Origin of the sequence: Bacillus sp. FSL R12-0074 (genome assembly GCF_038005725.1) — a bacterium.
Lineage (GTDB): Bacteria > Bacillota > Bacilli > Bacillales > Bacillaceae_G > Bacillus_A > Bacillus_A mycoides.
The window spans coordinates 2,913,286-2,938,001 of sequence record NZ_JBBOTR010000001.1 but is presented as its reverse complement, the minus strand read 5'-3'; the positions used below and the strand labels follow the sequence as shown (position 1 = coordinate 2,938,001).

General features: G+C 36.0%; 22 protein-coding genes and 1 other annotated feature. Of the genes, 14 read left to right on the top strand and 8 right to left on the bottom strand.

What is annotated here, in order from left to right; all coding sequences use genetic code 11:
* The first annotated feature begins 320 nt into the window (after nt 1–320).
* Nucleotides 321–531, top strand: a binding site (T-box leader).
* Nucleotides 532–675: 144 nt separating this feature from the next.
* On the top strand, nt 676–1,779 hold the full coding sequence (proB, locus tag NSS97_RS15355) for a glutamate 5-kinase (RefSeq protein WP_107886708.1): 1,104 nt from the start codon (nt 676–678) through the stop codon (nt 1,777–1,779).
* A gap of 103 nt (nt 1,780–1,882) precedes the next feature.
* Nucleotides 1,883–3,130: a glutamate-5-semialdehyde dehydrogenase gene (locus tag NSS97_RS15350; RefSeq protein ID WP_341113197.1), complete on the top strand. Its 1,248-nt coding sequence runs from the start codon at nt 1,883–1,885 to the stop codon at nt 3,128–3,130.
* A 77-nt stretch (nt 3,131–3,207) separates the two neighbouring features.
* Here NSS97_RS15350 and NSS97_RS15345 read toward each other — a convergent pair whose 3' ends face one another.
* Nucleotides 3,208–4,401: a nucleoside transporter C-terminal domain-containing protein gene (locus tag NSS97_RS15345; protein ID WP_107886710.1), complete on the bottom strand. Its 1,194-nt coding sequence runs from the start codon at nt 4,399–4,401 to the stop codon at nt 3,208–3,210.
* A gap of 245 nt (nt 4,402–4,646) precedes the next feature.
* Complete coding sequence (locus NSS97_RS15340; RefSeq protein ID WP_012261174.1) at nt 4,647–5,882, bottom strand: helix-turn-helix domain-containing protein; 1,236 nt, start codon at nt 5,880–5,882, stop codon at nt 4,647–4,649.
* 226 nt (nt 5,883–6,108) lie between these two features.
* Between NSS97_RS15340 and NSS97_RS15335 the strand changes: the two genes are divergently transcribed.
* Nucleotides 6,109–8,397: a glycoside hydrolase family 3 C-terminal domain-containing protein gene (locus NSS97_RS15335; RefSeq protein WP_341113193.1), complete on the top strand. Its 2,289-nt coding sequence runs from the start codon at nt 6,109–6,111 to the stop codon at nt 8,395–8,397.
* Nucleotides 8,398–8,633: 236 nt separating this feature from the next.
* On the opposite strand, the gene NSS97_RS15330 is transcribed toward NSS97_RS15335, so the two are convergent.
* A complete protein-coding gene (locus tag NSS97_RS15330; RefSeq protein WP_044438233.1) occupies nt 8,634–9,125 on the bottom strand; it encodes a DinB family protein in 492 nt (163 codons plus the stop codon).
* A gap of 354 nt (nt 9,126–9,479) precedes the next feature.
* On the opposite strand from NSS97_RS15330, the gene NSS97_RS15325 reads away from it, so the two are divergent.
* The 6 genes from NSS97_RS15325 to NSS97_RS15300 all read left to right on the top strand — a co-directional run bounded on the left by NSS97_RS15325 (nt 9,480) and on the right by NSS97_RS15300 (nt 14,369).
* A complete protein-coding gene (locus NSS97_RS15325) occupies nt 9,480–10,523 on the top strand; it encodes an ArsR/SmtB family transcription factor (RefSeq protein ID WP_341113190.1) in 1,044 nt (347 codons plus the stop codon).
* A 57-nt stretch (nt 10,524–10,580) separates the two neighbouring features.
* Nucleotides 10,581–11,795, top strand: coding sequence for an MFS transporter (locus tag NSS97_RS15320; protein WP_341113188.1), 1,215 nt, complete (start codon nt 10,581–10,583; stop codon nt 11,793–11,795).
* Between the two features lie 97 nt (nt 11,796–11,892).
* Complete coding sequence (hmoA, locus tag NSS97_RS15315; protein WP_002084853.1) at nt 11,893–12,219, top strand: heme-degrading monooxygenase HmoA; 327 nt, start codon at nt 11,893–11,895, stop codon at nt 12,217–12,219.
* Nucleotides 12,220–12,403: 184 nt separating this feature from the next.
* On the top strand, nt 12,404–12,841 hold the full coding sequence (locus NSS97_RS15310; protein WP_078176498.1) for a VOC family protein: 438 nt from the start codon (nt 12,404–12,406) through the stop codon (nt 12,839–12,841).
* 181 nt (nt 12,842–13,022) lie between these two features.
* Entirely contained in the window at nt 13,023–13,730 is a 708-nt protein-coding gene (locus tag NSS97_RS15305) for a nucleotidyltransferase domain-containing protein (protein WP_326997264.1), read from the top strand.
* Nucleotides 13,731–13,949: 219 nt separating this feature from the next.
* Nucleotides 13,950–14,369: a VOC family protein gene (locus NSS97_RS15300; RefSeq protein WP_044438236.1), complete on the top strand. Its 420-nt coding sequence runs from the start codon at nt 13,950–13,952 to the stop codon at nt 14,367–14,369.
* 138 nt (nt 14,370–14,507) lie between these two features.
* Here NSS97_RS15300 and NSS97_RS15295 read toward each other — a convergent pair whose 3' ends face one another.
* Nucleotides 14,508–15,110 carry a hypothetical protein gene (locus tag NSS97_RS15295; protein ID WP_341113185.1) on the bottom strand — a complete coding sequence of 201 codons (603 nt, stop codon included), beginning with the start codon at nt 15,108–15,110 and terminating at the stop codon, nt 14,508–14,510.
* Between the two features lie 233 nt (nt 15,111–15,343).
* Between NSS97_RS15295 and NSS97_RS15290 the strand changes: the two genes are divergently transcribed.
* A complete protein-coding gene (locus NSS97_RS15290; RefSeq protein WP_002127899.1) occupies nt 15,344–16,126 on the top strand; it encodes a class I SAM-dependent methyltransferase in 783 nt (260 codons plus the stop codon).
* A 166-nt stretch (nt 16,127–16,292) separates the two neighbouring features.
* On the opposite strand, the gene lsrF is transcribed toward NSS97_RS15290, so the two are convergent.
* From lsrF to NSS97_RS15270, 4 genes are read right to left on the bottom strand one after another with little or no spacing between them, the layout of a single operon-like run.
* Nucleotides 16,293–17,075: a 3-hydroxy-5-phosphonooxypentane-2,4-dione thiolase gene (gene lsrF / locus NSS97_RS15285; RefSeq protein ID WP_003190261.1), complete on the bottom strand. Its 783-nt coding sequence runs from the start codon at nt 17,073–17,075 to the stop codon at nt 16,293–16,295.
* A gap of 6 nt (nt 17,076–17,081) precedes the next feature.
* Complete coding sequence (locus tag NSS97_RS15280; protein ID WP_000909986.1) at nt 17,082–17,444, bottom strand: cupin domain-containing protein; 363 nt, start codon at nt 17,442–17,444, stop codon at nt 17,082–17,084.
* A gap of 25 nt (nt 17,445–17,469) precedes the next feature.
* Nucleotides 17,470–19,032, bottom strand: a complete 1,563-nt coding sequence (gene lsrK, locus NSS97_RS15275; RefSeq protein WP_044438239.1) for an autoinducer-2 kinase — start codon at nt 19,030–19,032, stop codon at nt 17,470–17,472.
* Nucleotides 19,032–19,964 (bottom strand): sugar-binding transcriptional regulator, encoded by a 933-nt coding sequence (locus NSS97_RS15270; RefSeq protein WP_002165567.1) that lies wholly within the window; start codon nt 19,962–19,964, stop codon nt 19,032–19,034. The genes lsrK and NSS97_RS15270 overlap by 1 nt, the downstream gene beginning before the upstream one ends.
* A 196-nt stretch (nt 19,965–20,160) precedes the next feature.
* On the opposite strand from NSS97_RS15270, the gene NSS97_RS15265 reads away from it, so the two are divergent.
* From NSS97_RS15265 to lsrB, 4 genes are read left to right on the top strand one after another with little or no spacing between them, the layout of a single operon-like run.
* Nucleotides 20,161–21,654, top strand: a complete 1,494-nt coding sequence (locus tag NSS97_RS15265; RefSeq protein ID WP_107886716.1) for an ATP-binding cassette domain-containing protein — start codon at nt 20,161–20,163, stop codon at nt 21,652–21,654.
* The gene (locus NSS97_RS15260) at nt 21,651–22,619 is read left to right on the top strand and encodes an ABC transporter permease subunit (RefSeq protein WP_044438241.1); all 969 of its coding nucleotides are present in this window, start codon (nt 21,651–21,653) and stop codon (nt 22,617–22,619) included. The genes NSS97_RS15265 and NSS97_RS15260 overlap by 4 nt, the downstream gene beginning before the upstream one ends.
* Nucleotides 22,616–23,614, top strand: a complete 999-nt coding sequence (locus NSS97_RS15255; protein WP_002189993.1) for an ABC transporter permease — start codon at nt 22,616–22,618, stop codon at nt 23,612–23,614. Before NSS97_RS15260 ends, NSS97_RS15255 begins: the two co-directional genes overlap by 4 nt.
* On the top strand, nt 23,611–24,654 hold the full coding sequence (lsrB, locus tag NSS97_RS15250; protein ID WP_044438242.1) for an autoinducer 2 ABC transporter substrate-binding protein LsrB: 1,044 nt from the start codon (nt 23,611–23,613) through the stop codon (nt 24,652–24,654). Before NSS97_RS15255 ends, lsrB begins: the two co-directional genes overlap by 4 nt.
* The last annotated feature ends 62 nt before the right edge of the window (nt 24,655–24,716 follow it).

Here is a 24,716-nt window from a genome sequence, read left to right as displayed (position 1 = left end):
TTTTATAATAAATTATATCATTTTGAAATTGTTATCTTAAAATAACAATAACATCTCCATGCAATATAAAGAAACATTCTAAGAGAATATATTCCTTTTTGCAACACCAAAAGTTGAAAATCAATTATATTCGACATTATGCAAATATATACACTTTAATTTTAGGTTTTATGTTGATGAATATGAGTTAAACTTATATCGATTTGTATTTTCATTCAGTAGGGTAATAATTTCATACAAGTAACTTGCCGCTCTATTTATTTTTAAAAATACTTCTTGACACCAAATCAAATTATATCGCATAATATAAAAAATTAAACCGAAAATCGTTGAAGGGAATTAGTACATATGTCTTCTTGCGAAAGAGAGTGGAATTCACCGGCTGAAAGATTCCTCGTATAGAATGTATCGAACCTATCCCTGAGTCTTAAATGAAAGTTTAGGCGTACGCCTGCGTTATAGGCGCCAAGTGGATATCTATGTATATCAATTAAGGTGGTACCGCGGAACAATGACCGTTTCGTCCTTTTTATTTTATTAAGGGCGAAGCGGTCATTTTTATTTTGCCCTTTAGTACTATAGGTGCAGCATTGATGAGGATAGACATAGCAGCAAACTGTATAAATAAAAGTGTAATTTATTAAAACTTTGATTTTAGACTTGGGGGATAAAAAAGTGAAAAAACAACGAATTATTGTAAAGATTGGGAGTAGTTCCTTGGCAGCGAGTCATGGAGGCATCTGTAAAGAACAACTTTCAGATCACGTTGCCGCATTGGCACGATTGAAAGAGGAAGGGCATGAAGTTTTACTAATTACATCCGGGGCCGTCGCTGCAGGTTTTTCTGCTCTAGGGTATCCTAGCAGACCTGTGACAATTAAAGGGAAACAGGCTGCTGCCGCTGTCGGGCAAAGTTTATTAATGCAGGCATACACGGAGGAATTCCGTAAATATGGTATCGTTACTGCACAACTTTTACTAACGAGAAGTGATTTTTCTAGAAAAGAACAATACAGTAACGCTTACGCTACTTTAGGAGAGCTACTAAACCGTTCTGCTCTTCCTATAATCAATGAAAATGATTCCATTTCTTTAGAAGAGCTGACGTTCGGTGATAATGATATGCTGTCAGCTTTAGTAAGCGGACTTGTTTCGGCAGATATGCTCATGATTTTTACAGATGTGAACGGTTTATATGACCAAAATCCTCAGAAAAATGCGGATGCGAAAAAATATCATTTCCTTCCTGAGGTAACGGAAGAAATTGCTTCTCTTGCAGGAGATGCTGGTTCAAAACTTGGGACTGGCGGTATGAAATCAAAAATCGATGCTGCAAAGACGGCACTATCTCTTGGAGTGAGTGTATTTATCGGAACGGGATGTGGACAGGAGAAGCTTTTAGATGTTATGAAGGGCAAAGGTGATGGAACATATATCGGGAATGCTCCTCAAAAAGTGATTAAGATGAACAAGCAATGGATCGCCTTGCATTCGCTTGTTAGCGGACAAATTGAAGTAGATGCGGGGGCAGCTTCTGCCATCATTCAGCATGGTAAGAGTCTTCTTCCTGCTGGTGTTACAAATGTGTCAGGATTTTTCCAAGTGGGTGAAGTCGTGGAAGTAATCACGCAACAAGGGCGCGTAATAGGAAAAGGACAATGCACATATAGCGCAGAGGAACTAAGGAATTTAAAAGGTATGCAAAGCCAAGATATTCAAGCAAGAGGCGAAAGGCATAATTATGAAGTCATCCATAGAGATCACTGGGTTTCATTTTAAGAAAAGAGAGCACTCAAATTTTAATGGTCAGGAAAGATTTAGATACTGGTGTTAAATGGTTCTCAAATAAAAACTGATTAACCTTAAAAAGGAGGAAATAAAAATGAATGAAGTGTTGGCAAAGGGGAAAAAGGCGAAAGAGGTTGCTAAAGAACTTGTGCTTAAATATACAGATCAAAAAAATGAAGCACTTGCCGTAATTGCTGATCAGCTGATATTAGAAACAGCTTATATTTTAGAGGAAAACAAACGGGATATTGAAGAAGGGAAGACAAAAGGATTTTCTGAGGCACTCCTTGATCGTCTTATGCTGAATGAACAGCGTATCATTGATATGACTGAAGGAATTAAGCAGTTAATTGATTTACGTGATCCTGTTGGAGAGCGTGTTAGTGCATGGGAACGACCAAATGGATTATCTATTCAGGAGATGCGCGTACCACTTGGTGTTGTCGGAATGATTTACGAGGCAAGGCCGAATGTGACAGTGGATGCTGCTACAATTTGCTTAAAAACAGGAAATGCAGTAATACTACGTGGTAGTTCTTCTGCTATTCATTCTAACAAAGCCATCGTTAGCGTTATTCACAGGGCGCTCAAACAAACAAGTTTGCCTCCAGAAAGCGTACAGCTCATAGAAGATACAACGCGCGATAGTGCAAAGCAGTTGTTTACATTGAATGAGTACTTGGATGTTCTTATCCCAAGAGGCGGCAAGCAGTTAATAGATACTGTAGTGAGAGAAGCATCTGTTCCAGTACTTGAAACAGGTGCGGGGAATTGTCATATTTTTATTGATGAAACAGCAAATAAAAAAATGGCAATTGATATTATTATAAACGCAAAAACGCAGCGTCCATCTGTATGTAATGCAATTGAAACGATTATACTTCATGAGAATTGGGCGCAGCAATTTGGTAGCGAGCTGTTTTCTTCCTTGAAGGAAAGAGGCGTGGAGCTACGTGGTGATAATAAAGCATTGGCAATTGATTCTTCTATTGCATTAGCTTCAGAAGAAGACTGGGAAACAGAGTTTTTATCTCTCACGCTAGCAGTCAAAGTGGTTTCATCTGCGGAAGAAGCGATTCATCATATAAATACGTATGGATCCATGCATTCCGAAGCGATTATTACAGAGAACGAGGGAAATGTCAGCAAGTTTTTCACATCTGTTGATGCCGCAGCACTCTACCATAATGCATCGACTCGTTTTACAGATGGATCTGAATTCGGCTTCGGCGCAGAAATTGGCATCAGTACGCAAAAACTACATGTAAGGGGACCAATGGGGCTTCCTGCATTAACTTCCACAAAATATGTGATTCGTGGAAATGGACAAATTCGAAGATAAAAATTATAAAAGAACAAGTAATAAGATGAAGACACCCAATTCAGTTTAAGTGTCTTCATCTTATTACAATTATTCATTTACCACACAAAAAGCCCTACAAGCATAGCACTTAATAAAGAAACAGCCATTCCGCTAACAAGAAGCTTCCAAACATTTTTACCGATTATTGATGATTTTTCTCCGCCAAATAATGAATTGTAAGTTCCATAAATCATACCTACTGTACTAAAGTTTGCAAAAGAGGCTAGAAATGTTGTTGCAACTGCAATTGTATGTGGTTGTAAAGACTTTAGGTTTGATTTTAAATCCATCATTGCAACAAATTCATTTGTTGTGATTTTTATACCCATTAATTCTGCTACATACATAGCATCTTTGCCTGATAAACCAAGTAAAAAAGCGAAGGGACTAAAGATAATAGAGAAGATTTTTTGAATTGTTAACCCTGCTACAAAAAAGCTCAAAATACCATTTAAACATGCTGTTAAAGCTACATATCCAATTACCATAGCTAAAATAACGATAACCATGTTCATCCCGACTAACATACTGTTAGAAATGGTAGAAAAGAAATCTTTTTTTTCATTTTTTGAAGGTTTATAAATAACATCTTCTTCTTTAGTAACTTCAATAGGATTTAAAACATTGGCTAAAATTAATGCGTTAATACAGTTTAAAGGAATAGCGCTGAAAATATATGTTGCTGGAACCATTGATAGATAAGCACCAAGAATGGATCCGCTGACGCTACTCATACTCATAATTCCAAAAGTCAACAAACGATTTTCTTTTAACACAGATAATTGATCACGAACAACTGCAAGTGCTTCCGTATTTCCTAAAAACATCATTTGAATGGAAAAGAAGCTTTCTAACTTTGGTAAACGAGAAATCTTTGAAATCATTGCACCTACTTTATCAATAATCCAAGTTAAGATTCCAAAATAAGAAAGGATATCAAAAAAAGTGATAACAAAAATGATAGGAAGTAATGCGCTAAAGAAAAAATCAACTGTTTGATTTTCCATAGCTGAAGGAAATGCAAATCGAATACCTTCATTCGCACATGATAGTAGCCAACTGAAAAATGACGCAATTTTATTAATGATAATACTGCCTAATTTCGTGCCTAACATAAACCACGTAATAAAAAGCTCCAATATGATTAGAATAACGATTGGTCTCCATTTTATTTTTCTTTTATTAGGCGAACATAGGAAAACGATTAATATTACAACGAAAATCCCTAACATATTTAATATGAAATGCATGTCAACAACTCCTTGAGGCTTATTATTTGTATATAAAAAAGCCCCTATTCTTCCAAATTTGGATTATGATCAGAAGTTATGAAGAATGTAATTTATGTTGGGATCAATCTATTTCAATTTATGTACTAAAAATTAATGTTTTTTCGCTTTATAAAGGATATGTATTAATAATGTAAAGCAACAAAATAAATCTATTGGTAGAACGAAGGACAACAATTATTGGAAGTATGATGAAATTTTCTAAACTAATAACTGTATCCATTTTTAAATTGTTTAGGTGAAATACCAGTATGTTTTTTAAAGACCTTTGTAAAATAACTTTGGTCATGGAAATTTAATAGTGTGGAGATTTCTGATATAGAATGTTTTGTATAGGTCATTAAGCTTTTTGACTCATCTATCTTAGCGCGCTGAATATATTCGCCTAATGAAATTCCAACCTCTTTTTTGAAAAGGGAAGATAGATAACTAGGATTTAATGCGACTATTTCTGCTAGATGGGATAGTGTAATATCTTCGTAAAGATGAGTAAATATATAATTTTGACATATGTTTATAGGCTTTAAATGTTTTTGCATTTTCCCGTTTTTAACTTGTTCTGAGAACTCAAGTAAAGCATTCTCTAAAAATGGGGAAATGGCTTCACTTTTTTTTATTTCTTCGAGTTTTTGAATTAATAAATCACTGAGGGTATATGCAATTTCAGGGAATAGTCCGCCATCTATAGCCGACCTTGTCGCAAGTGTAATTGCTGCGATGGCAGAATTTTTCTGGCTTCGCAGGTGGCTTGTTTTTGACAACACCCCAAGATCTCCTGATTCAGGTAATTTTCTTAGATTTTTAATTAAATCATCCTTTTTTCCTTCTTTAATACACTCAAATATTTTCCTTTCAACTAGTGGATCGATATGAGTTAGTGTACTTTGACGTTGCTCCGATATATGTATAGCGGGCTGTTCAATTTCAAAATCATCCTTTTTTAACAGTATATTTTTTTGCAAAATATCAGCAATGTCTAATTTTTGTTGATACAGCATGTAATAAAGAACCATGCTTATATTTAAAAATTGCAAATTGCTTAAAACAGGGAGAGATTGATAATAGCGAATCATTTCCTCTTTGTCTATTTTTAGTTGAAGATCATTAACGATTCCTTTAATTGAGGTTTCTGATAACCTGGAATAAAGGACTGGTCCAACGAGGATATTCCCGCTAAGTTGATCGTTTAAACGTAAGTTAATTGAGAAAAAGTTTTCAAGAAAGGCAGTCTCTTCAAGTACTGGAAAAGTATAGGGAGGATTTTCTCTAAATACTTGATTAAGTAACACCTCTTTTGAAGAATACAATGGGTTATGCTGAAAATGGGGCGAGATTTCAAATGCCAAATCCCCTTTGTTATCAATGAAAAAGATAGGTGTTTTATGTATGTCAAAGACCAACTTACAAATATAATATAAATCTTCAAGTTTGGAGCAATTCATTATTTTAACCTCTATTCTTTAAACAGTAGCCTATATATGTACAAGTTAAAATCCTCTCCTAAGCAAAGGTTTTAAAATAAGAGCGAAAGAGAGTACGGTATAACCATAAATATAATCAGCTAAAATTTTTACCATTATTCTAAAAAATATACCATAATATCCAAAAAATAATAACTATAATAACATTAAGAAAGCGTTTACTTAATTATTTTTTAGGAGGGCTATCATGAAAAGGGATATTAAGAAAATCATTTCACAAATGACATTAGAAGAAAAGGCAAGTCTATGTTCTGGATTAGACTTTTGGAATACAAAAGGGATTGAGCGATTAGGAATTCCTTCAATTATGGTAACTGATGGACCACACGGACTTAGAAAACAGGCAGAAGGAGCAGATCACTTAGGGATTTATAACAGTATTCCAGCGACTTGTTTCCCTTCAGCAGTAGGATTAGCAAGTACATGGAATAAAGAATTAATAAAACAAGTAGGAGTTGCATTAGGAGAAGAATGTCAGGCTGAAAATGTAGGAGTTCTCCTTGGACCAGGTGCAAATATAAAACGTTCGCCGCTATGCGGAAGAAACTTTGAATATTTTTCAGAGGACCCGTATTTATCATCACAAATGGCTGCAAACCATGTTAAAGGCGTACAAAGTCAAGGGGTTGGAACGTCATTAAAACATTTCGCTGCTAATAATCAGGAGCATCGCAGAATGTCAGTAGATGCAATTGTTGATGAAAGAACATTGCGTGAAATCTATCTTGCTAGCTTTGAAGATGTTATTAAGGAAGCACAGCCTTGGACAGTAATGAGCGCTTACAACAAAGTGAATGGTGAATACGCTTCGGAAAATAACTATTTGTTAAATGATATTTTAAAAGATGAATGGGGCTTTGAAGGTTTTGTCGTTTCTGATTGGGGTGCAGTAAATGAGCGTGTTGCAAGTTTAGCTAACGGTTTGGAGTTAGAAATGCCTTCAAGCTTTGGAATTGGTGAGAAGAAAATTGTCGACGCAGTTAACTGTGGTAAGCTATCTGTAGAAAAGCTTGATCAAGCGGCAGAGCGTCTTCTTTACATTATTTTTAAAGCTTATGATAACCAATTAGAAAACGCTGTGTATAGTAAGGACGCGCATCATCAGCTTGCAAGAGAAGTTGCAAGTGAAAGTATGGTTATGTTACAAAATGAAGATTCCATTCTTCCACTGAAAAAAGAGGGAACGGTAGCAGTAATTGGAGGATTTGCAAAGCAACCACGTTTTCAAGGTGGCGGAAGCTCTCATATTAATCCAACAAATCTTGAAAGTATTCTCGAAGAAATTGAAATGGTATCAGGTGAAAAAACGAACATATTATTTGCCCAAGGCTATGACATTGCAAGTGATGATGTAAATGAAAGCATGGTTAATGAAGCAAAAAAAATAGCAGAGCGAGCAGATACAGCGGTCCTTTTTGTTGGACTTCCAGATCGTTATGAATCTGAAGGTTTTGATCGAAAACATTTACAAATGCCAGAAAATCATGTGCAATTAATTGAGGCTATCGCTGAAGTTCAAAGTAATATCGTTGTAGTTTTAAGTAACGGTGCTCCAATTGAAATGCCATGGATAGGTAAAGTAAAAGGAATACTTGAAGGCTATTTAGGTGGCCAAGCATTAGGCGGAGCGATTGCTGATTTATTATTTGGTGATGCGAATCCAAGCGGGAAATTAGCGGAAACATTTCCGAAAGTGTTAAGCGATAACCCTTCTTACTTAAACTTCCCTGGTGAAGGGGACAAAGTGGAATACAAAGAAGGTGTGTTCGTCGGATACCGTTACTACGATGCGAAAAATATTGAATCGTTGTTCCCATTTGGTTTTGGATTAAGCTATACAAATTTTGAGTATAGTAATCTTTCAATAAATAAGAAAGAGATAACGGATACGGACACTGTTTCTATCAGTGTGAACGTGAAAAATACTGGTAGTAGAGCAGGGAAAGAAATTGTTCAGCTTTATATAAAAGATGTTGAAAGCAGCATGACTCGTCCTGAAAAAGAGCTAAAAGGATTTGAAAAAGTAGAATTGCAACCGGGAGAAGAAAAAACGGTTAGCTTTACTTTAAATAAAAAATCATTTGCTTATTATAATGTTGAATTAAAGGACTGGCATGTTGAAACAGGTGAATTTGAGATTTTAGTAGGAAAGTCTTCAAAAGAGATCGTTTTACATGATAGCATGTATGTTCAATCAACGACTATAACTCAAAAACCAGTGCATCGTAATACGTTACTTGGGGACATATTTACGGACCCAATCTTAGCACCAATCGCAAAAGGGCTTATGGAAAAAGCATTAAAAGACAGTCCGTTTGGTAGTATGACTGAGGGGGATAGTGATGCATCTGAAATGATGGACGCTATGCTGAACTATATGCCATTACGAGCATTAGTGAACTTTAGCGCAGGTGCTTTTACAGAAGAAATGTTAAGTGAAATAATTGGGATATTGAACGATGCGCAGATGGATTGATAAGCGGCGAATGTGAGGAAGTTAGGCGGGAGATAATGGCCCGGAAATGCCTAATTAAAGTTTTACTTTATCCATTGAACATTCTTTGTTGAATATTAATTAAGCTTAATAATTCATTGCAGGATGTTTCTCCAGCACGCAAAAAGGCAAATGAGAGTTAGAATCTCATTTGCTTTTTTTGTACTTATTTTGCTAAATGTAGAATCATATGCTTATCTATCATCTTTAATCGTTGCTTATAAATATGAACGATGAGATGGCCATGAGCCTTGGAGTTTACGAAGTTGTATAATTTGACCTGTATGATATGCATCGTGCAATAGGATATTCATATATTGTTGCCAAACTGGTAGAGACGGACTTGGTTGATCCAGTTCTGCTTCTTGAAGGGATGTTAATGAAGATTGTAAGGCATCATGTACTTGGAGCATTCGTTTCACTGTTTGTTGCCAAGCATCATCATCATTAGGTCCGCCTTGGACAAACGTGTCATCATTATTTTGTGGAGCAACAAATGTGTCATCTTGATGTAAGCGGGAAAGTAAGCGCTCTTTAAAGGTTAGTAAATGGTTTGCATTTTCCCAAATCGTATTACTGGCCTTTCCTTCTGGGTGCCAACACGCTTGTGCAGCGGTAAGATTCTTTAACGCTTCTGATATCGGTGGGTACCATTCTTCTTCGTAAAAAACTTGCTTGACCCCATTTTGTAATATTTCTTTTTTACTCATTCGTATAGCCTCCTTAACTATGAGATAAATCAACAATAAGTGTTAAAGAAATTAGGTAGAAACGTACCTACTTATCATCTAATTGATATTTGGAAGTCTCTAAAAGAACAATATGGCGCCGTTGTAGCAATTGCAGAAATAAACTTATGCTTTCAAAATCATTTTTCTTACTGCAATAAATTCTCCTTTCTCATCAAGAAACCTGCATCATAGTTGAACATGAAAAGCAACTGCAGCTTAAATTTAAAAAATTGTAGCGAAATAAGTTTCGTAATGTTTCGGAATTCTAAAAATATAGAAGGTATAATTCGGTAAGTGTGGAATTTAATACTTAGCAAATAAGGAGGGGATAAAATGGAAGTCTTTCACGTAACGAGTAGAAAGAGGGAAACGTACAACGTTCAAATGAAGTATTCGATACTTTTCGAATGTGCACTTGGCATTGCGGCAATTACTCATAAGAGGTTAATCGATACTCTTGAAAAGACTCAAAGTGAATGGGGAAAAATTAGAATATCGTTACCTCATGAAATGATAGAACATTTACAATTTGTCGAGAGGCATAATACGTGGAAAGCGTTGCTACAGTTACTGTATGATGGAGATTTTACGGATTTAACTCAGTTTATTCATAATATCAATTCGTTATCGGAAGTAGATTTTAAATATGTGTGTTTACCGTTTTTAGGAGAAATCCATCAAGAAAAAAGACGTTTAGCAGCTAGCGGAGAAGCATCTGTAATACACGAACTAAAGGAACTGACACATGATCATCAGTTTTTCTCTACGTATATAGAGTTTGTATGTCATGCCGATGTGCGTGAACTAAAAACGCATTTAATTGCCGTTATGACAGGGTGGTATGACAGTGTTGTTAAAAAAGAGGTAGAAGAAATTGGTTCTATACTAGAGCGAGATTATGAAGCGAAAAATGAAATGAATAAAAAGATGCAACCGGAAGAGTTTGTAGAGTGGGCAACAGGTGGCGTTACATATATGCCAGAGCCAAGTGTTCATCACGTACTTCTTATCCCGCAAATTACATACAGACCGTGGAACATAGAAGCTGATATTGAAGATACGAAAGTGTTTCATTATCCAGTCGCAAATGAAAGTATACATCCAGAAGATCCGTATGAGCCGAGTTATTTTTTAGTTCATAAACATAAGGCGCTCGGGGACGAGGCAAGGCTTCGTATTGTAAAACTACTATTTGAACAAGAGCGTACGCTGCAAGAAATAACGGAAAGATTACAACTAGGAAAATCGACAGTACATCATCATTTGAAATTGTTACGTTCAGCAAAGTTAGTAGATATTCATGACGGAAAATATGTATTGAGAAAGAAAGCAGTACAGTCTTTAGCGAAAGAATTAGAAGCTTTTTTAAATAAATAAAATACAACGAGAATGTACATAAAGGGAGGAATTTAATAGAAAAGTTGGTGAGCTATAGTGAATAGTGTATTGAAAAATCGTTCATTCTTTTTTATGTGGATTGGCAGTGCAATTTCAGAATTAGGCGGGGCTTTCGGGACGTTATGTAATTCAATTCTCGTTTATGAATTAACAGGATCAAAAACAGCATTAAGTAGCATGTGGTTACTATATTTTATCCCGTCACTCATACTGCAACTTATAAGCGGGCCATATATTGATAAATGGAGCAGAAAGTGGATTATGATTTTTTCGCAATGGATGCGGGCCTCTGTTTTCTTACTGCCTTTAGTAATGCTAGTTACTAACAGTGTAGAAGTATGGCACATTTACGTTGTTCAAATTATAGTAGGGCTCATTACGCCGCTGTATACACCCGCCAGTCAAGCGATTACACCGAGCATTGTAAGTAAAGAGCAGCTTCAAGATGCAAATGCGTATATAGATGGAATGACTCGTCTTATGATGTTTCTAGCGCCAGTATTAGGTGGTATCGTCATTCATTTTATTGGAATGAAGCTTACATTATTTTTTGTGTGCGTTTGTCTATTTATAAGTGGAGGATTATTACTTTTCATTACAGAAAAGAGGATAAAGCAAGAGATTCGAAAAACGTGGATAGAACAGTTTCTTCATGGTTTTACATACTTTTTCACAAAACCAATAATCGTTTGGCTCGGTATATTTCTTACTTTCGTTCAATTTGGAGTTGGGGTAACGATGGTTACAAACCTACCTTATATAAAAGATGAGCTGTCAGCGGGATATGCGGAGTACGGTTACTTCATGGCAGGTTTCCCACTTGGCTATGTAGTTGGATCAATCTTAGTCGGAAAAGTAACATATAAAAGCCGGCGAATACTTATGCTTGGAGGATTGTTTATAGGTGGCCTTACATACATTTCTTTAGGGTTCAATCACAGTATTACTATTGCGATTGTAATCGAGGTAATTGCTGGTATATGTATTGCATTTTTCAATGTTCATAACACGACGATATGCCAACAAACTGTCCCAAATAATATGATAGGAAAAGTATTTTCAGTGCGATTATTTTTCATACGATCGGCAATGCCATTAGGTGTGTTTCTTGGGGGAATACTGAGTGAAATGTGGGGAGTGAGAGTATTATACTTTATCATCGGTTCGATTATATGTGTTACTTCTTTAATAGGGATATTGCTTCCGTATTTCAAATTTTTAGATGAGGCGATTGAGGAGAAGTCAGCATAATTCTAAAGATTTGAAACTTTATAATTGAAAATAATTATCATAATCAATTATAATAGAAGAATACTAGTATTCGTATTACAAAGAGGGAGTGGAATATATGTTTATCGAAACGAAGACATTTACAGTAAAAGAAGGTACATCAGATATAGTTGTAGAGCGTTTTACAGGAGAAGGCATTATTGAAAAATTTGAAGGATTCATCGACTTAAGTGTTCTTGTTAAAAAAGTAAGACGCGGAGACGAAGAAGTTGTAGTTATGATTCGGTGGGAATCGGAAGAAGCATGGAAGAACTGGGAAACGAGTGAAGAGCACTTAGCTGGACATAGAGCGGGCCGCGGTAAGCCAAAACCAGATCATATCATTAAGGTTGAGCACGGGGTTTATTATGTGAAATCATCGAAATCGGCTTATCAACAGTCGTAAAAATACATTTGTTTAATTATATTCTTTCGAATAAATAACCATCTATCTGCTTACTGATAGATGGTTATTTATATTGAATAAAGAGAATGATTCGCATGTGATGTAAGAAGAATTAACGGACAGGTTAAAACTAGAAATGTTATAATATAAACTCGATCAGTGAGTAAGATTAGGAGGGACAATAATGGTTCAATCGATAGTTCATATTGCATTAGTAGTAAAAGACTATGACGAGGCAATAGAGTTTTATACAAAGAAACTAAATTTCACATTAGTTGAAGATATTTATCAGCCAGAAGAAAACAAACGGTGGGTAGTGGTATCTCCTCCAGGTTCAGTCGGCACCACAATATTACTAGCCAGGGCATCTAAACCTGAACAAGAGCCCTTTATTGGTAACCAATCAGGCGGTAGAGTATTTCTTTTCTTAAATACTGACGATTTTTGGAGAGATTATAATGAAATGATTTCAAGAGGAATAGAATTTGTGAGAGAACCGAAAGAGCAATCATACGGAATTGTTGCAGTATTTAAGGACTTATACGGGAATTTATGGGATCTACTGCAACTAAAGGATGATCACCCAATTGCACAAAGAATTAATAGTAAGCAATTTGACTAGGCATTTTACAAGTATGTGAAAATAAAATAGAGCTCGGCATGTAACAATTAGCAGTGTGTATAATGGAAATGTATGAGAAAAAATATAATTCAATATCGTTTAAAAGGTGTTTGCTTATTTTAGAAACTGAGAAATATCGATCTATTCTTATAAGAATAGATCGATAACTTGGAGGATAGAAATGTTAGAAAATCTTTCATTTATTACATATGAAAGCCATAAAGAGTTAGTACATAAAATTCTAAATGAATATATCGCTAGGAATGAAGTGAGTGGGTTAATGCTCATCGGATCTATCGCAAGAGGTGACGCATACCCCGAATCCGATATAGACGTATATGTTCTTTTAGAGAATGGACAAAAGAAGGATTTTCATTCAGAAATGAGAGAAGGTATTTTAATTGAATATAAGTATGCAGATTTTAATAGAATTCAATTAAACCTTAAAAATAATCCAATGGAATTATACTCTTTTTTAGAAGGAGAAATTTTATTTGATAGTAACGGTGAGTTGAGAAGGTTAAAGGAAATAGCTCAACATAATTATGAAAATTATGCTGTTTCTAGTGATAAAGTAAAAGGCATTTCTCATTGGTTACATAGTTCGCTTATTAAAATTCAGGCTGCTTTGAAAGCAAAAGATGAGTTAAAAGCTTCATACATAGTTCACACATCAATGTGGACATTGCTAGAGGGAATATGGGCTATTAATAACAGACCAACACCTCCAGCTGGATCTGCTTTAAGGTATATTCAAGCATTATCTATTAAACCGACTAATTTTGATGATTTACTTAATAAAGTGTTTTTAGGAGATACGACAGAGCGAATCTCTTCAGCAATTTCCTTGATTGAGTGGGTTTTAACCAATTTGGAGAATAAACAATAGGGCTACTACGATTCTCAATTTTTATCAGTAAAGTGAGATTCCGTGTCGAATTGTTCATATAATTTCATTCATTGTATTCCAAATGTTGCATTTTAAAAAACGTTCTAGACTATAGGGGGAAGCATTAGACTATTAAAAATAGTCTAATGCTTCCCCCTTGAATATTTAAGTGTTATTAATATGAGTATATATACCCTCTGCTTAAAAGGAGATGAGTGAATGAAGTTGAATCATTTAAATCTATGTGTTGATGATTTATCAGAAGCTAGACATTTCTTTGAAACATTTTTTGATTTTCAATTTTTGGAGCAAAAGGGAAAGGCACTTGTAGTAATGAGTGATGAGAGTGGATTTATACTTGTGCTAAGTGATCCAAAAGCATTTAAGGGGAATAAGGAAGTTATGTATCCTGAAGCTTTTCATATTGGTTTTTTAGTGGAAACTTCAAGTGAAGTTGATCAATCATATAATCGTTTAGTAGCTGGTGGCATTGAAATAGACAAGAAACCGTATTCAATGAGAGGTAGTAGTTATGGTTTTTATTTTACAATGTTTAATGGATTGTTAATTGAAGTATCTTGCCTTGACTATAGAGATGGTAAGAAAGTCTCAAAACTGAATGGCACTCATCAAGAATAATTCTTTGAAGGTGTATATATAGCCCCTTATCCAGTTTGGAAAGGGGCTTGATCATTTTATTCGCTTATTTAATGGAACACCAAAGTAAAAAATAAGCATCTTTTAGTCAAAATCCCCACTGATTAAAGTTTCACTTTATTAATCTAACCGAATTTCAAATTCAAGCATAGCTTGATCTTTCATAAATGGCATACTTTGTTCTTTAAATAATAAGCTAATTCCAGAGAGATTATTAGTAAGAGTAGGGGAAACTACAAATTGGTAGCTCACATGTCCATCTGTTCCAGTCCATCCTTCTGCCCAGCAATCGTATGTATCATTTATCGATAATTCAACAAGGCTATGTGTATTATTCTCATTAAGTGTATTGTTTTTTGGATCCCATTCCTTATATAAATTAATTACACTAGCGTTAGAATATTGACGAATAAAGGTTACAGTATACACAGTTTCTTTATGTTCATAAGTTTTTAAAACGGGTATATGTTTTTTAAACTTAGTCGGTTCGACGCGAGGTTTAAACTCATCTTCGTCCATCATAGATGAGAATAATGAATTTAAATAATCGGGATATAACCCGTTCTGCTTTGCCCAATTAGAAATGGCTTCATCTGGTGGGAAACCCGGATTCCCATTCGAAAGTTCTTTCCGTTCTTTTAATAAAGAGCAAATTTTTTCATCAATAGAAGATAAGCGTTCATCATAATGATCAGTAGGGCGTTCAAAAGGCATTCGTTGCATAATCATTCCTCTTTTCCTTTATTTTGTTTTCATATTTTATTATAACTGAAACAATTATCATTTTTTACAATACAATCAATTAATTTAAATATTTAGAAAAATATGATGTTTATGTGTTAAAATAAATATAGAAAACCATTTATTAACTATCGGCAGGTTAATAGAAAAAGGGTGTAAATAGTTAATAATGTCAAAATTAAAATGCAACTAGATAGTTAGGAGCAATGATTATAATGGATACTACACAACAAAACAGTAATGCATGGGATAAGAAGGTTGAAGAAGGTTCTAGATACACTCAACCTGTAAGTAGTGAGGTTATTGAAAAAAGTAAATCAGGTGAATGGGAAATCACAGTCACCACAGAAAAATCAGTTCCTAGAGATTGGTTTCCAAAGTCATTAGAGGGATTAAAGATACTTTGTTTAGCATCAGGTGGAGGGCAACAAGCACCAGTACTGGCTGCTGCTGGAGCAGATGTAACAGTTACTGATATATCTAAGAAGCAATTGGAACAAGATGAAATGGTAGCGGAACGGGATGGATTAACTTTAAAAACAGTACAAGGAGATATGTCAGACCTTAGTGATTTTGAAGATGAATATTTTGATATTGTCGTAAATCCTGTTTCTAATTTGTTTGTAAAAGATGTTCATCTTGTATGGAATGAGATTTCAAGGGTTTTAAAGAATAAAGGTATTCTTATTTCTGGATTTACAAATCCTTTACTATGGATTTTTGATGACAACCAAGAACAAAAAGGTATTTTGGATGTTAAACATTCAATACCTTCATCAACATTGGATTATTTACCAGAGGATGAAGTTCAAGATTATATTAATTTAAATCAAACAATAGAATACGCACATACTCTAGAAGATCAAATCCAAGGTCAAGTTGAAGCTGGTTTTGTTATAACGGGTTTTTACGAGGATGATTTTGGTGGAACAAGGATATTAGATAAGCATATTAAAACTTTTATTGCTACAAAAGCTATAAAGTTAAAGGTTGATTAAAATTTTTGGCTCGTTAGTCGAAGAAGGAAACTTGAAAACAGTAAAAGTTCAATGTATGTCAAAAAGGATGGCACTTGCCATCCTTTTCCTTGTGTAGTTTGAGTGTCAAAACAAGTTTTACTCTTCTTAACTGAACCCGTTATAATAAATAGTCCATCTTTTTACATTAATTTTTCACATCATTATATAGTTCCAGCGCCTCTTTCACATTCAATCTATTTTTTACAATGCCATGAATTGCTTGAATCATCGCGGCTGGATGCTCGGACTGCCATATGTTTCGGCCCATGTCTACTCCGATTGCGCCTTCTTGCAGCGCGTTGTACGTAATGTTTAATGCGTCTTCGATTGAATCTAGTTTCGGTCCTCCCGCGATTACGACTGGAGCAGGGCATGTGCTTGTGATTTTTTCGAATCCTTCGCAGTAGTACGTTTTAATAATATCAGCTCCCATTTCAACACATACGCGGGAGGCGAGTGCTAGAAAGCGAGCTTCACGTTTTTGTAGTTCTTTCGCAACGGCGGTAATACCGAGTACTGGCAGGCCGTAATCGTGAGCTTCAGAGACTACGTTTGCGAGATTTGAAACAGTTTGTGTTTCATAGTCTGATCCAACAAAGACAGAAACGCCGACGCCAATTGCGTTTTGTTTTACTGCTTCTTTCACAGGTGTAACAATTGTTTCATTCGCTAAATCTTTGCCTACTACAGTTGCCCCGCCTGATACACGCATAACCATTGGTGTGTTGCAGTTTTCAGGAATACAGGAACTTAATACGCCTCGTGTTAAAAAGAGGGAATCAGTATATGGAAGCAAGTTTTTAACTGTTTCTAACGGTTGTTCAAGTCCGTGAATTGGCCCTAAAAAGTAGCCGTGATCTATCGCTAACATAACCGCTCTGCCGTCAGGTAAAATTGTGTTTAATCGATTTTTAAATCCCCAAGTCATTAGGAATCACTCCTTCGTTAATGTTGGATTTTCAGTTTGTACAGTATCTTTATTTGGTAAATGTGGTGACTTTATAAAAACAGCTTTAAAAGGCTTATCAGAATGGTTAATAAGATAATGGGATTCATGAGGTCGAACTTGCAAGACATCCCCTTGTTTGATCGGAACTCTCTCGTTATTCACATAGAAATCTATTTCGCCTTCTAACGCATAGAAGACTTCTTCACACGTTGTATGATAGTGATTTTGAAACTCTTGCCCAGGCTGAATCACGACTAGGCCAAGATCGATATTTGGACCTTGTATTAAATATTTAGGCCCGTTATCACCGAAGCGATAGGAGAAATCATTTTCATTCGCTTTTAACATACATTTCACTCCTTTATGTAATGTGTTACAGAGCACCGGGTGCAATCCACATATGTGAGGTGAGGCCTTTATCGGCTAAAGCGAGCTGACTGTTATACACAGTTTTCCATGTTTCATAGAATTCCTTATATAGTTCATGATTTTCAGTGACTGGCTCAAATGTTTTTTCCCACTGTACAAACTGTTCGGCAGTCTCTGCCATAGATGAATATATGCCAGCACCAACCCCAGCAGCAATTGCAGTTCCTAAAGCTGCTGCTTCTTTTACAACTGGTACTTTCACAGGAATTCCGAGTACGTCTGAAAGAATTTGTGGCCAAAGTTTTCCTTTAGCAGCGCCGCCAGCAAAAATCACTTCAGAAGGAAATTTCCCTGTGAGAGCCTCTATTAATTTCAAGTTGCTGAATGTAACGAAGGCAGCATTCTCTTCAATTGCTCGGAACATTTCTTTTTTACCGCATTTTTCAGCATCTAAACTTAAATTTAAAAAGGATGGTGCAGCGTGTCGCCAAGAAATATAGTTCATTACATTTGAAAAAATAGGGATTATACCGTGAGAGCCTATAGGAACATCTTTTGCTTGTTCTTCTAGTAATTCATAAGCATCTACGCCGAGTTTTTCAGCGAGCCGTTTTTCTTCATGGCAAAAGGCATCTCGAAACCACCTCATAACAAGGCCAGGGAAGAAAGCGATTGTTTCGTATTGCCATAGGTTAGGAACGACATGGCAATTTACGCGAAGTGCCGCATTTGGATCAGTTTCTGGTTTTGTTATATTTACTTCTTGTTGCCAAAAACTGCCCCCGCATATAAATGTTTGTTCAGGTTTTACAACTCCAGTTCCAAGCGATGCCATTTGTGCATCTCCGCCGCCAGCAACGACCGGTGTTCCTTCATATAATCCTGTTAACTCAGCACTTCGTTTTGTGATATTCCCGATAACTGTACCAGCTTCATTTACTTTTGGAGAAAAGGCTAGAGTAAGACCGCATTGCTCAGCAACCCAGTTATCCCAAGCTCTATTTTGTAAATCGAATATACCGGACGTACATCCGTTTGAAGGATCAATTTGTAGTACGCCGCACAATTTATATAAAATCCAATCGTTTAACATCGTGAAAGAATGAATGTTTCTGTACACGTCTGGTTCATGCTTTTTTATCCAAAGTAAGCGAGGTAAAGCACCTAACGAAAAAGTTTGACCGGATTTTTTATATAAATCCTCTTCAATTTCGGAACGAATTTGTTTTAGTTCACTAACTTCCGCTGACGCGCGACCATCAACATTTGCACAAGCCCATATTTCCTGCCCGTTTTTATCGTATAAAACAAAGCCTTCACGCATACTCGTTGCACTAATACCTTTAATAGAAGAGGAGGACGTATTACTTTTTTGAAGAACCTCTTTCGTACATTGTTGAACGAGCTGCCAGTTTTCAGTTACATCAAAATTCATAGAACCAGGGTAACGACTATCTGATTTATGAATCCATTCTTTTTGACTAACAGCAAGTTGGTTACCGTTTAAATCAAAAAGAACTGCTCGAATGCTCCCTGTACCAGCGTCGTAAGCTAATAGAGTAGACATTAAGAGTCACCTTCCTTTCTTAATAAGGAGAGGGCAGTTTCTTCATCGGTAATTAATGTATGAATGAACTTTCCTTTTAAGGCGCCGTAAATTGCAGCTATCTTTTCCGTACCGCCAGCTACACCAACGACATGTTTCATATTTTGAAGAACAGAGAGTGGTGTGCCGATAAGACGGTTATGATGGGGAAGTTCTAATTGTTTTCCATCAGTATTATAAAATTGCCCTAAAATATCTCCAGCCCCGTGTTGACTACGTATATAAGTCATTTCACGTAGTGTTAATTTTTCTTCTTTCACAATTGTGGCGTCTTGAGATAAGCTGCCAATGCCAACTACTGCTGTATGAGCGAGTGAAGCGACGTGAAGCATATCTTTCACGCTCGGTTCAGATAGAATAATTTGTGTCATTTCGTTTGTAGATGTAAGAAAAGGGGTAGGAATAATATGAAGATCGCCTTGCATGTAGTTTAAATAGCTTTGATTTCTTGGAATATAGTGATTTACGCCTCCTGTAAGAGTAACGATTGAAAGACTCATAGAGCTATCAAAATGAATGTTTTCTAGCATTTTACTTATCGTCTCTCCCCAGCCAATCCCAAGTAAATCACCTTGTTGCAATTGAGTTTCTAAATATTGTGCGGCAGCTTTTCCGAGTGAAAATGCATAATCCTCAGTTGGAGTTGGAATAACGAAAGCATCTTTTAGATGGAATTTTTTCATAAGATCACGTTCGATGCTTAAACAGTGCAAACCAGTACCTTTTACGTGAAATGTGACGACACCTTCCGTCCGTGCTTTATCTAACAACCGAACGACTTTATTTCTTGAAATGTGAAGAAGTGAAGCAATTTCTTGCTGGGTTAATTGATCTTTATAATAGTACCAAGCTACTTTTGTTAACAAATTGTCTTCAAAGTTCAGCTGTGACATGCTCTTCATCCCTTTCAACAATTGACCACTGCTTAAACATATGTGCTCGTTATTTTGTTTATTCCAGTTGAAGCGATAAATAGCCCAGTGAAAAAAGTGTTCTAGATATGAAAAAAGAAATATACAATGCTACAAAACAAGTAGAACAAAAAATCATTTTCTCAAAAATGTTCTGCATAAAGGCAGGTGACAACATGTGGAGAGCGTGCCCTTATTACAAGTTACAAAGATGAGTAAATCATTTGCAGATCAACTCGTATTAAAAGAAGTCAATTTACAATTAGAGCGTGGAGATATATACGCTTTAGTTGGAGGAAATGGTGCCGGGAAATCAACGTTAATGAAAATACTAACGGGCTTGTATTCATACGATGCTGGCAAAATGTATGTGAAGGGGGAAATACAAAAGTTTTCAAACACAGCAGAGGCGCATCAACATGGTATTTACTTAATACCACAAGAGCCGCTCATCTTTCCTCATATGACAATTGAAGAGAACATTTGTATCGGAATGAAAGCGAAAAAGAAAGAGCTTCGAAATAAAATTAAAAAGTTGCTAGAAGACTTAGGGTGGAACATTCAACTTCGTGAGCTAGGGGTATCGTTATCCATCGCACAGCAACAATTAGTAGAAATATTGAGGGGATTAATAAGAGAAGCTGAGATTCTTATTTTAGATGAGCCAACATCGACATTAACAACTCACGAAATTAAGAGTCTTTTTGTGTTGATGAAAAGTTTAAGAGAAAAAGGAATTGGCATGATTTATATTACGCATCGTTTTCCAGAAATCTTTGAAATTGCGAATAAAGTAGCAATTTTACGTGATGGAATGATTGTAAGTCAAGGTGATGTATCAAGGTATACATATGACATGCTAATGGAGGGGTTATTACCGAAAGGATATAAATTTGAGGAGAAAAAAGAGATCATACAAGAGGAAACAGAGCATGCGGAAAAACTATTAGATGTCACGAATGCGTCAAGCTATGCGTTTCAAAATGTATCATTTACTGTACACGCTGGAGAAGTTGTTGGGATTGCTGGGATCGTTGGATCAGGTAGGACTGAACTAGCTGAATCGTTATGTGGATTAAAGCCTTTGAAATCAGGTTCTGTTTTATTAGATGGGAAATCCATTACAAAGTATTCGGTACATAAGCGAATAAAGGAAGGTATGGTGTATGTACCGGAGGATCGAGCAGGGAATGGTATTTTTTCAATTGCGTCTGTTAAGGAAAATATAACATCTGCATCTTTAAACAGTATGAGTAGCTTCTTTTTAAATAGCAAAAAAGAAAGCGCTTTATCCGAATTGTATATAAAACAGTTTAGAATTGTTGTCCCTCATATGAATGAAGAGCTGACGTCTTTATCAGGTGGGAACCAACAGAAGGTCGTGCTAGCGAAATATCTTGCATGTAATCCGAAAGTGATTATTCTTGATGAACCGACCCGTGGTATTGATGCGAAAGCAAGATTAGAAGTATACGAAATGATACAAAGTTTGAAGAGAAAGGGACTTGCGCTCATATTAATTTCTTCAGATATGGAAGAAATCGTTCAATTAGCGAATCGTGTTTATGTGATGAGAAACGGAGGATTCGTCTCTCATTTGGAGAAGAAGGAAATTTGTATTGATGAAGTTACACGCCTTGCGTACGGAGGAAAGGGAGGTGTAACGGAGTGAACCGTTTATTTAAAATGCATGAGACGTCTATTATTATTTTATTACTTCTTTACATAGCCTTCGTTGGAGTAATGAATCCTAGTTTTGTTCAGTTTAGCTCTTTATCTTTAATTATGAAATCAAGCGTTATTTTAGTTATTTTGGCAATTGGTCAATCTTTCGTATTGTTTACGAAAAATATAGATGTATCAGTAGGATCTATTATGGGATTAAGCGCTGCGGTTTGCGGGATGTTGTTAACAGATGGATACAGTGCCTTTATTTCAATATTAGTGGCAATTATACTTGGTGCTCTTATTGGTATGGTAAATGGAATTGGCGTTACGAAATTTCGAGTGCCAGCTATCATTATGACATTAGGAATGCTCGGTATTATTAGAGGTGCAATGTTACTATTCACGGGCGGAAAGTGGATTGAAGATATTCCGAATGAGTATAAACAAATTTCTTCTATTATGATGTTAGGCATTCCGGTAACGGTATGGACCGTTCTTATCATATTACTACTACTATATTTCTTATTAATGAAAGTACAGATTGGAAGATATTTTTATGCGGTCGGTGATAATGAAGATGGTGCAAGGCTTATAGGAATACATGTAGATAAAGTGAAAATATACGCGTTTATCATATCAGGCATAAGCGCTGGGCTCGCTGGATGTATATTCGTAATGAATATTGGATTCGTTCCAAATCAAACAGGTACAGGGATAGAATTGCAAGTTATCGCCGCTGCTGTTTTAGGTGGTATACATTTAAAAGGAGGAACAGGTTCTATATTTGGAGCGGCATTAGGTGCATTTTTTTTAGAAGTGATAAGCAGTTCACTCGTCTTTTTAAAAATACCTGCATTTTGGAATAGTGCTATTTCAGGATTTTTACTTTTACTCATCATCATATTAGATAGTGTCTTAAAAAAATGGAAGAAACTCCGGCAACTAGAAGAAGGAAGGGTGAATCTATGAGGGGAATACGTAGCTTGTATAGATGGGAAGGGGTTCTTCTCATATTGCTTCTCGTAGAACTCATTCTCTTTAGTTTCATAAATAGTGATTTCTTAAACATTAGTAACCTCCTTTTTAGTATGAACGATTTCCTCATTATTTCAATCGCGGCTATTCCGATGACATTTGTCATTGTAACTGGCGGAATTGATGTATCAGTAGGATCTATTATGGGGCTTACTTCGATTCTTATCGGAGCACTTTGGATGAATGGCATGCCTATACTGTTGGCCGTTATCATTGCGCTCGTAATAAGTTGCATAGCGGGCGGATTAAATGGACTTATTATAAAAATGACAGATGTAGAACCTCTTGTCGTTACACTTGGAACGATGTTTTTATATGCAGGAATCGCCCTTGTTATTTCAGGTGGTTCGGGTGCAGCGGGCTATGAAGGAATAAGTGGTTTACCAGATTCGTATGTGCAAATGGCAAATGGTAGTTTTATCGGTATACCTAATCTATTATGGCTCCTTGTCATTTTAACTATAGTATTTACGATATTGTTTCACCGTACAACATATGGTCGCTACGCAAAATTAACTGGCGCAAATGAAAGTACGGCGAGATATTCCGGCATTCGAACGAAGAAAGTAGTGATTATTGCTTACGTACTTTCTGGGTTAGGAGGTGGATTAGGAGGAGCTTTCTTAACAGCTTATTTCGGTTCAGCTCGTGCAGATATTGGAAGTGAAACGATTTTGCCAGTAATTACGGCAGTTGTATTAGGCGGCACACTTATTACAGGCGGAAAAGGGAGTATTATTGGGACAGTACTAGCGAGTATTTTTATAGGACTCATGCAGTACGGTTTACAAATGACGGGCTTAACGAATGAACAATCTAATGTAGTAATAGGTATTATCCTTATTGTTTCTGTTATTATGAGACATTTCAAATTACAACGATTCACTACGGGGAAAAGAAGGAATTTGCATAAGGGGGAAATGTCATGAAGAGAAAACTGGGGATTGTTATTATTATGTGTATTTGTTTAATCGGTTTAATTGCTTGTTCTAGCCAAACAGCGGACAAGAAAAAAGCAGATGATGTGAAATTTGCATTCATTCCGAAATTAACGGGAGTTGGCTTCTTTACATCAGGCGGTGAAGGTGCAAAAGAGATGGGAGATAAGTTAGGTGTACAAGTGAAATATGATGGACCTTCTGAAGCGAGCGTATCAGGGCAAGTAAAATATATAAACAATTTTATTAATCAAAACTACGATGCAATTATGGTTTCATCTACGTCAGTTGATGGTCTCTCGCAATCATTACAACGTGCAAAGAAAAAGGGGATGACCGTATTAACGTGGGATTCTGATGTGAATCCGAAAGACCGTTCGTTTTATATTAGCCAAGGTACACCAGACCAACTAGCAAACTTATTAATTGAAATGACTTCTAAGCAAATTGGAGATAAAGGAAAAGTAGCATTCTTTTATTCAAGCCCGACTGTAACAGATCAAAATCAATGGGTAACGAAGGCGAAAGAGATTATTAAAGAGAAATATCCGAATTGGGAAATTGTAACGACGCAATACGGTGAAAATAATGCGCAAAAATCTTTATCAATAGGGGAGAGTATTTTAAAAACATATCCGGATATTAACGCAGTAATATGTCCAGATGCAACAGCACTACCAGCAATGGCGCAAGCAGCTGAGAATTTGAAAATGGATAAGAAAGTAGTCGTAACGGGATTTTCGACACCGAATGTTATGCGTGATTATGTAAAACGAGGAACAGTACAACAATTTGGATTATGGGATGTAAAACAACAAGGTGCCCTCGCAACGTATGTTGCAAATGAAATTGTTGTAAAAGGGAAGAAGTTAAAAGTCGGGGATAGCTTTGAAGTAAAAGGAATCGGAAAAGTGAAAGTAGAGCCGAACTCTATTCAAGGGTATGACTATGAGGCAGAAGGAAATGGTATTATCGTATTACCTGAACGAGTTGTATTTACGAAGGATAATATTGATAAGTATAATTTCTAGTAGAAAATAAAAACGTCCGAATATATCGGACGTTTTTATTATGTCGTTTTTTTAGTCTATTC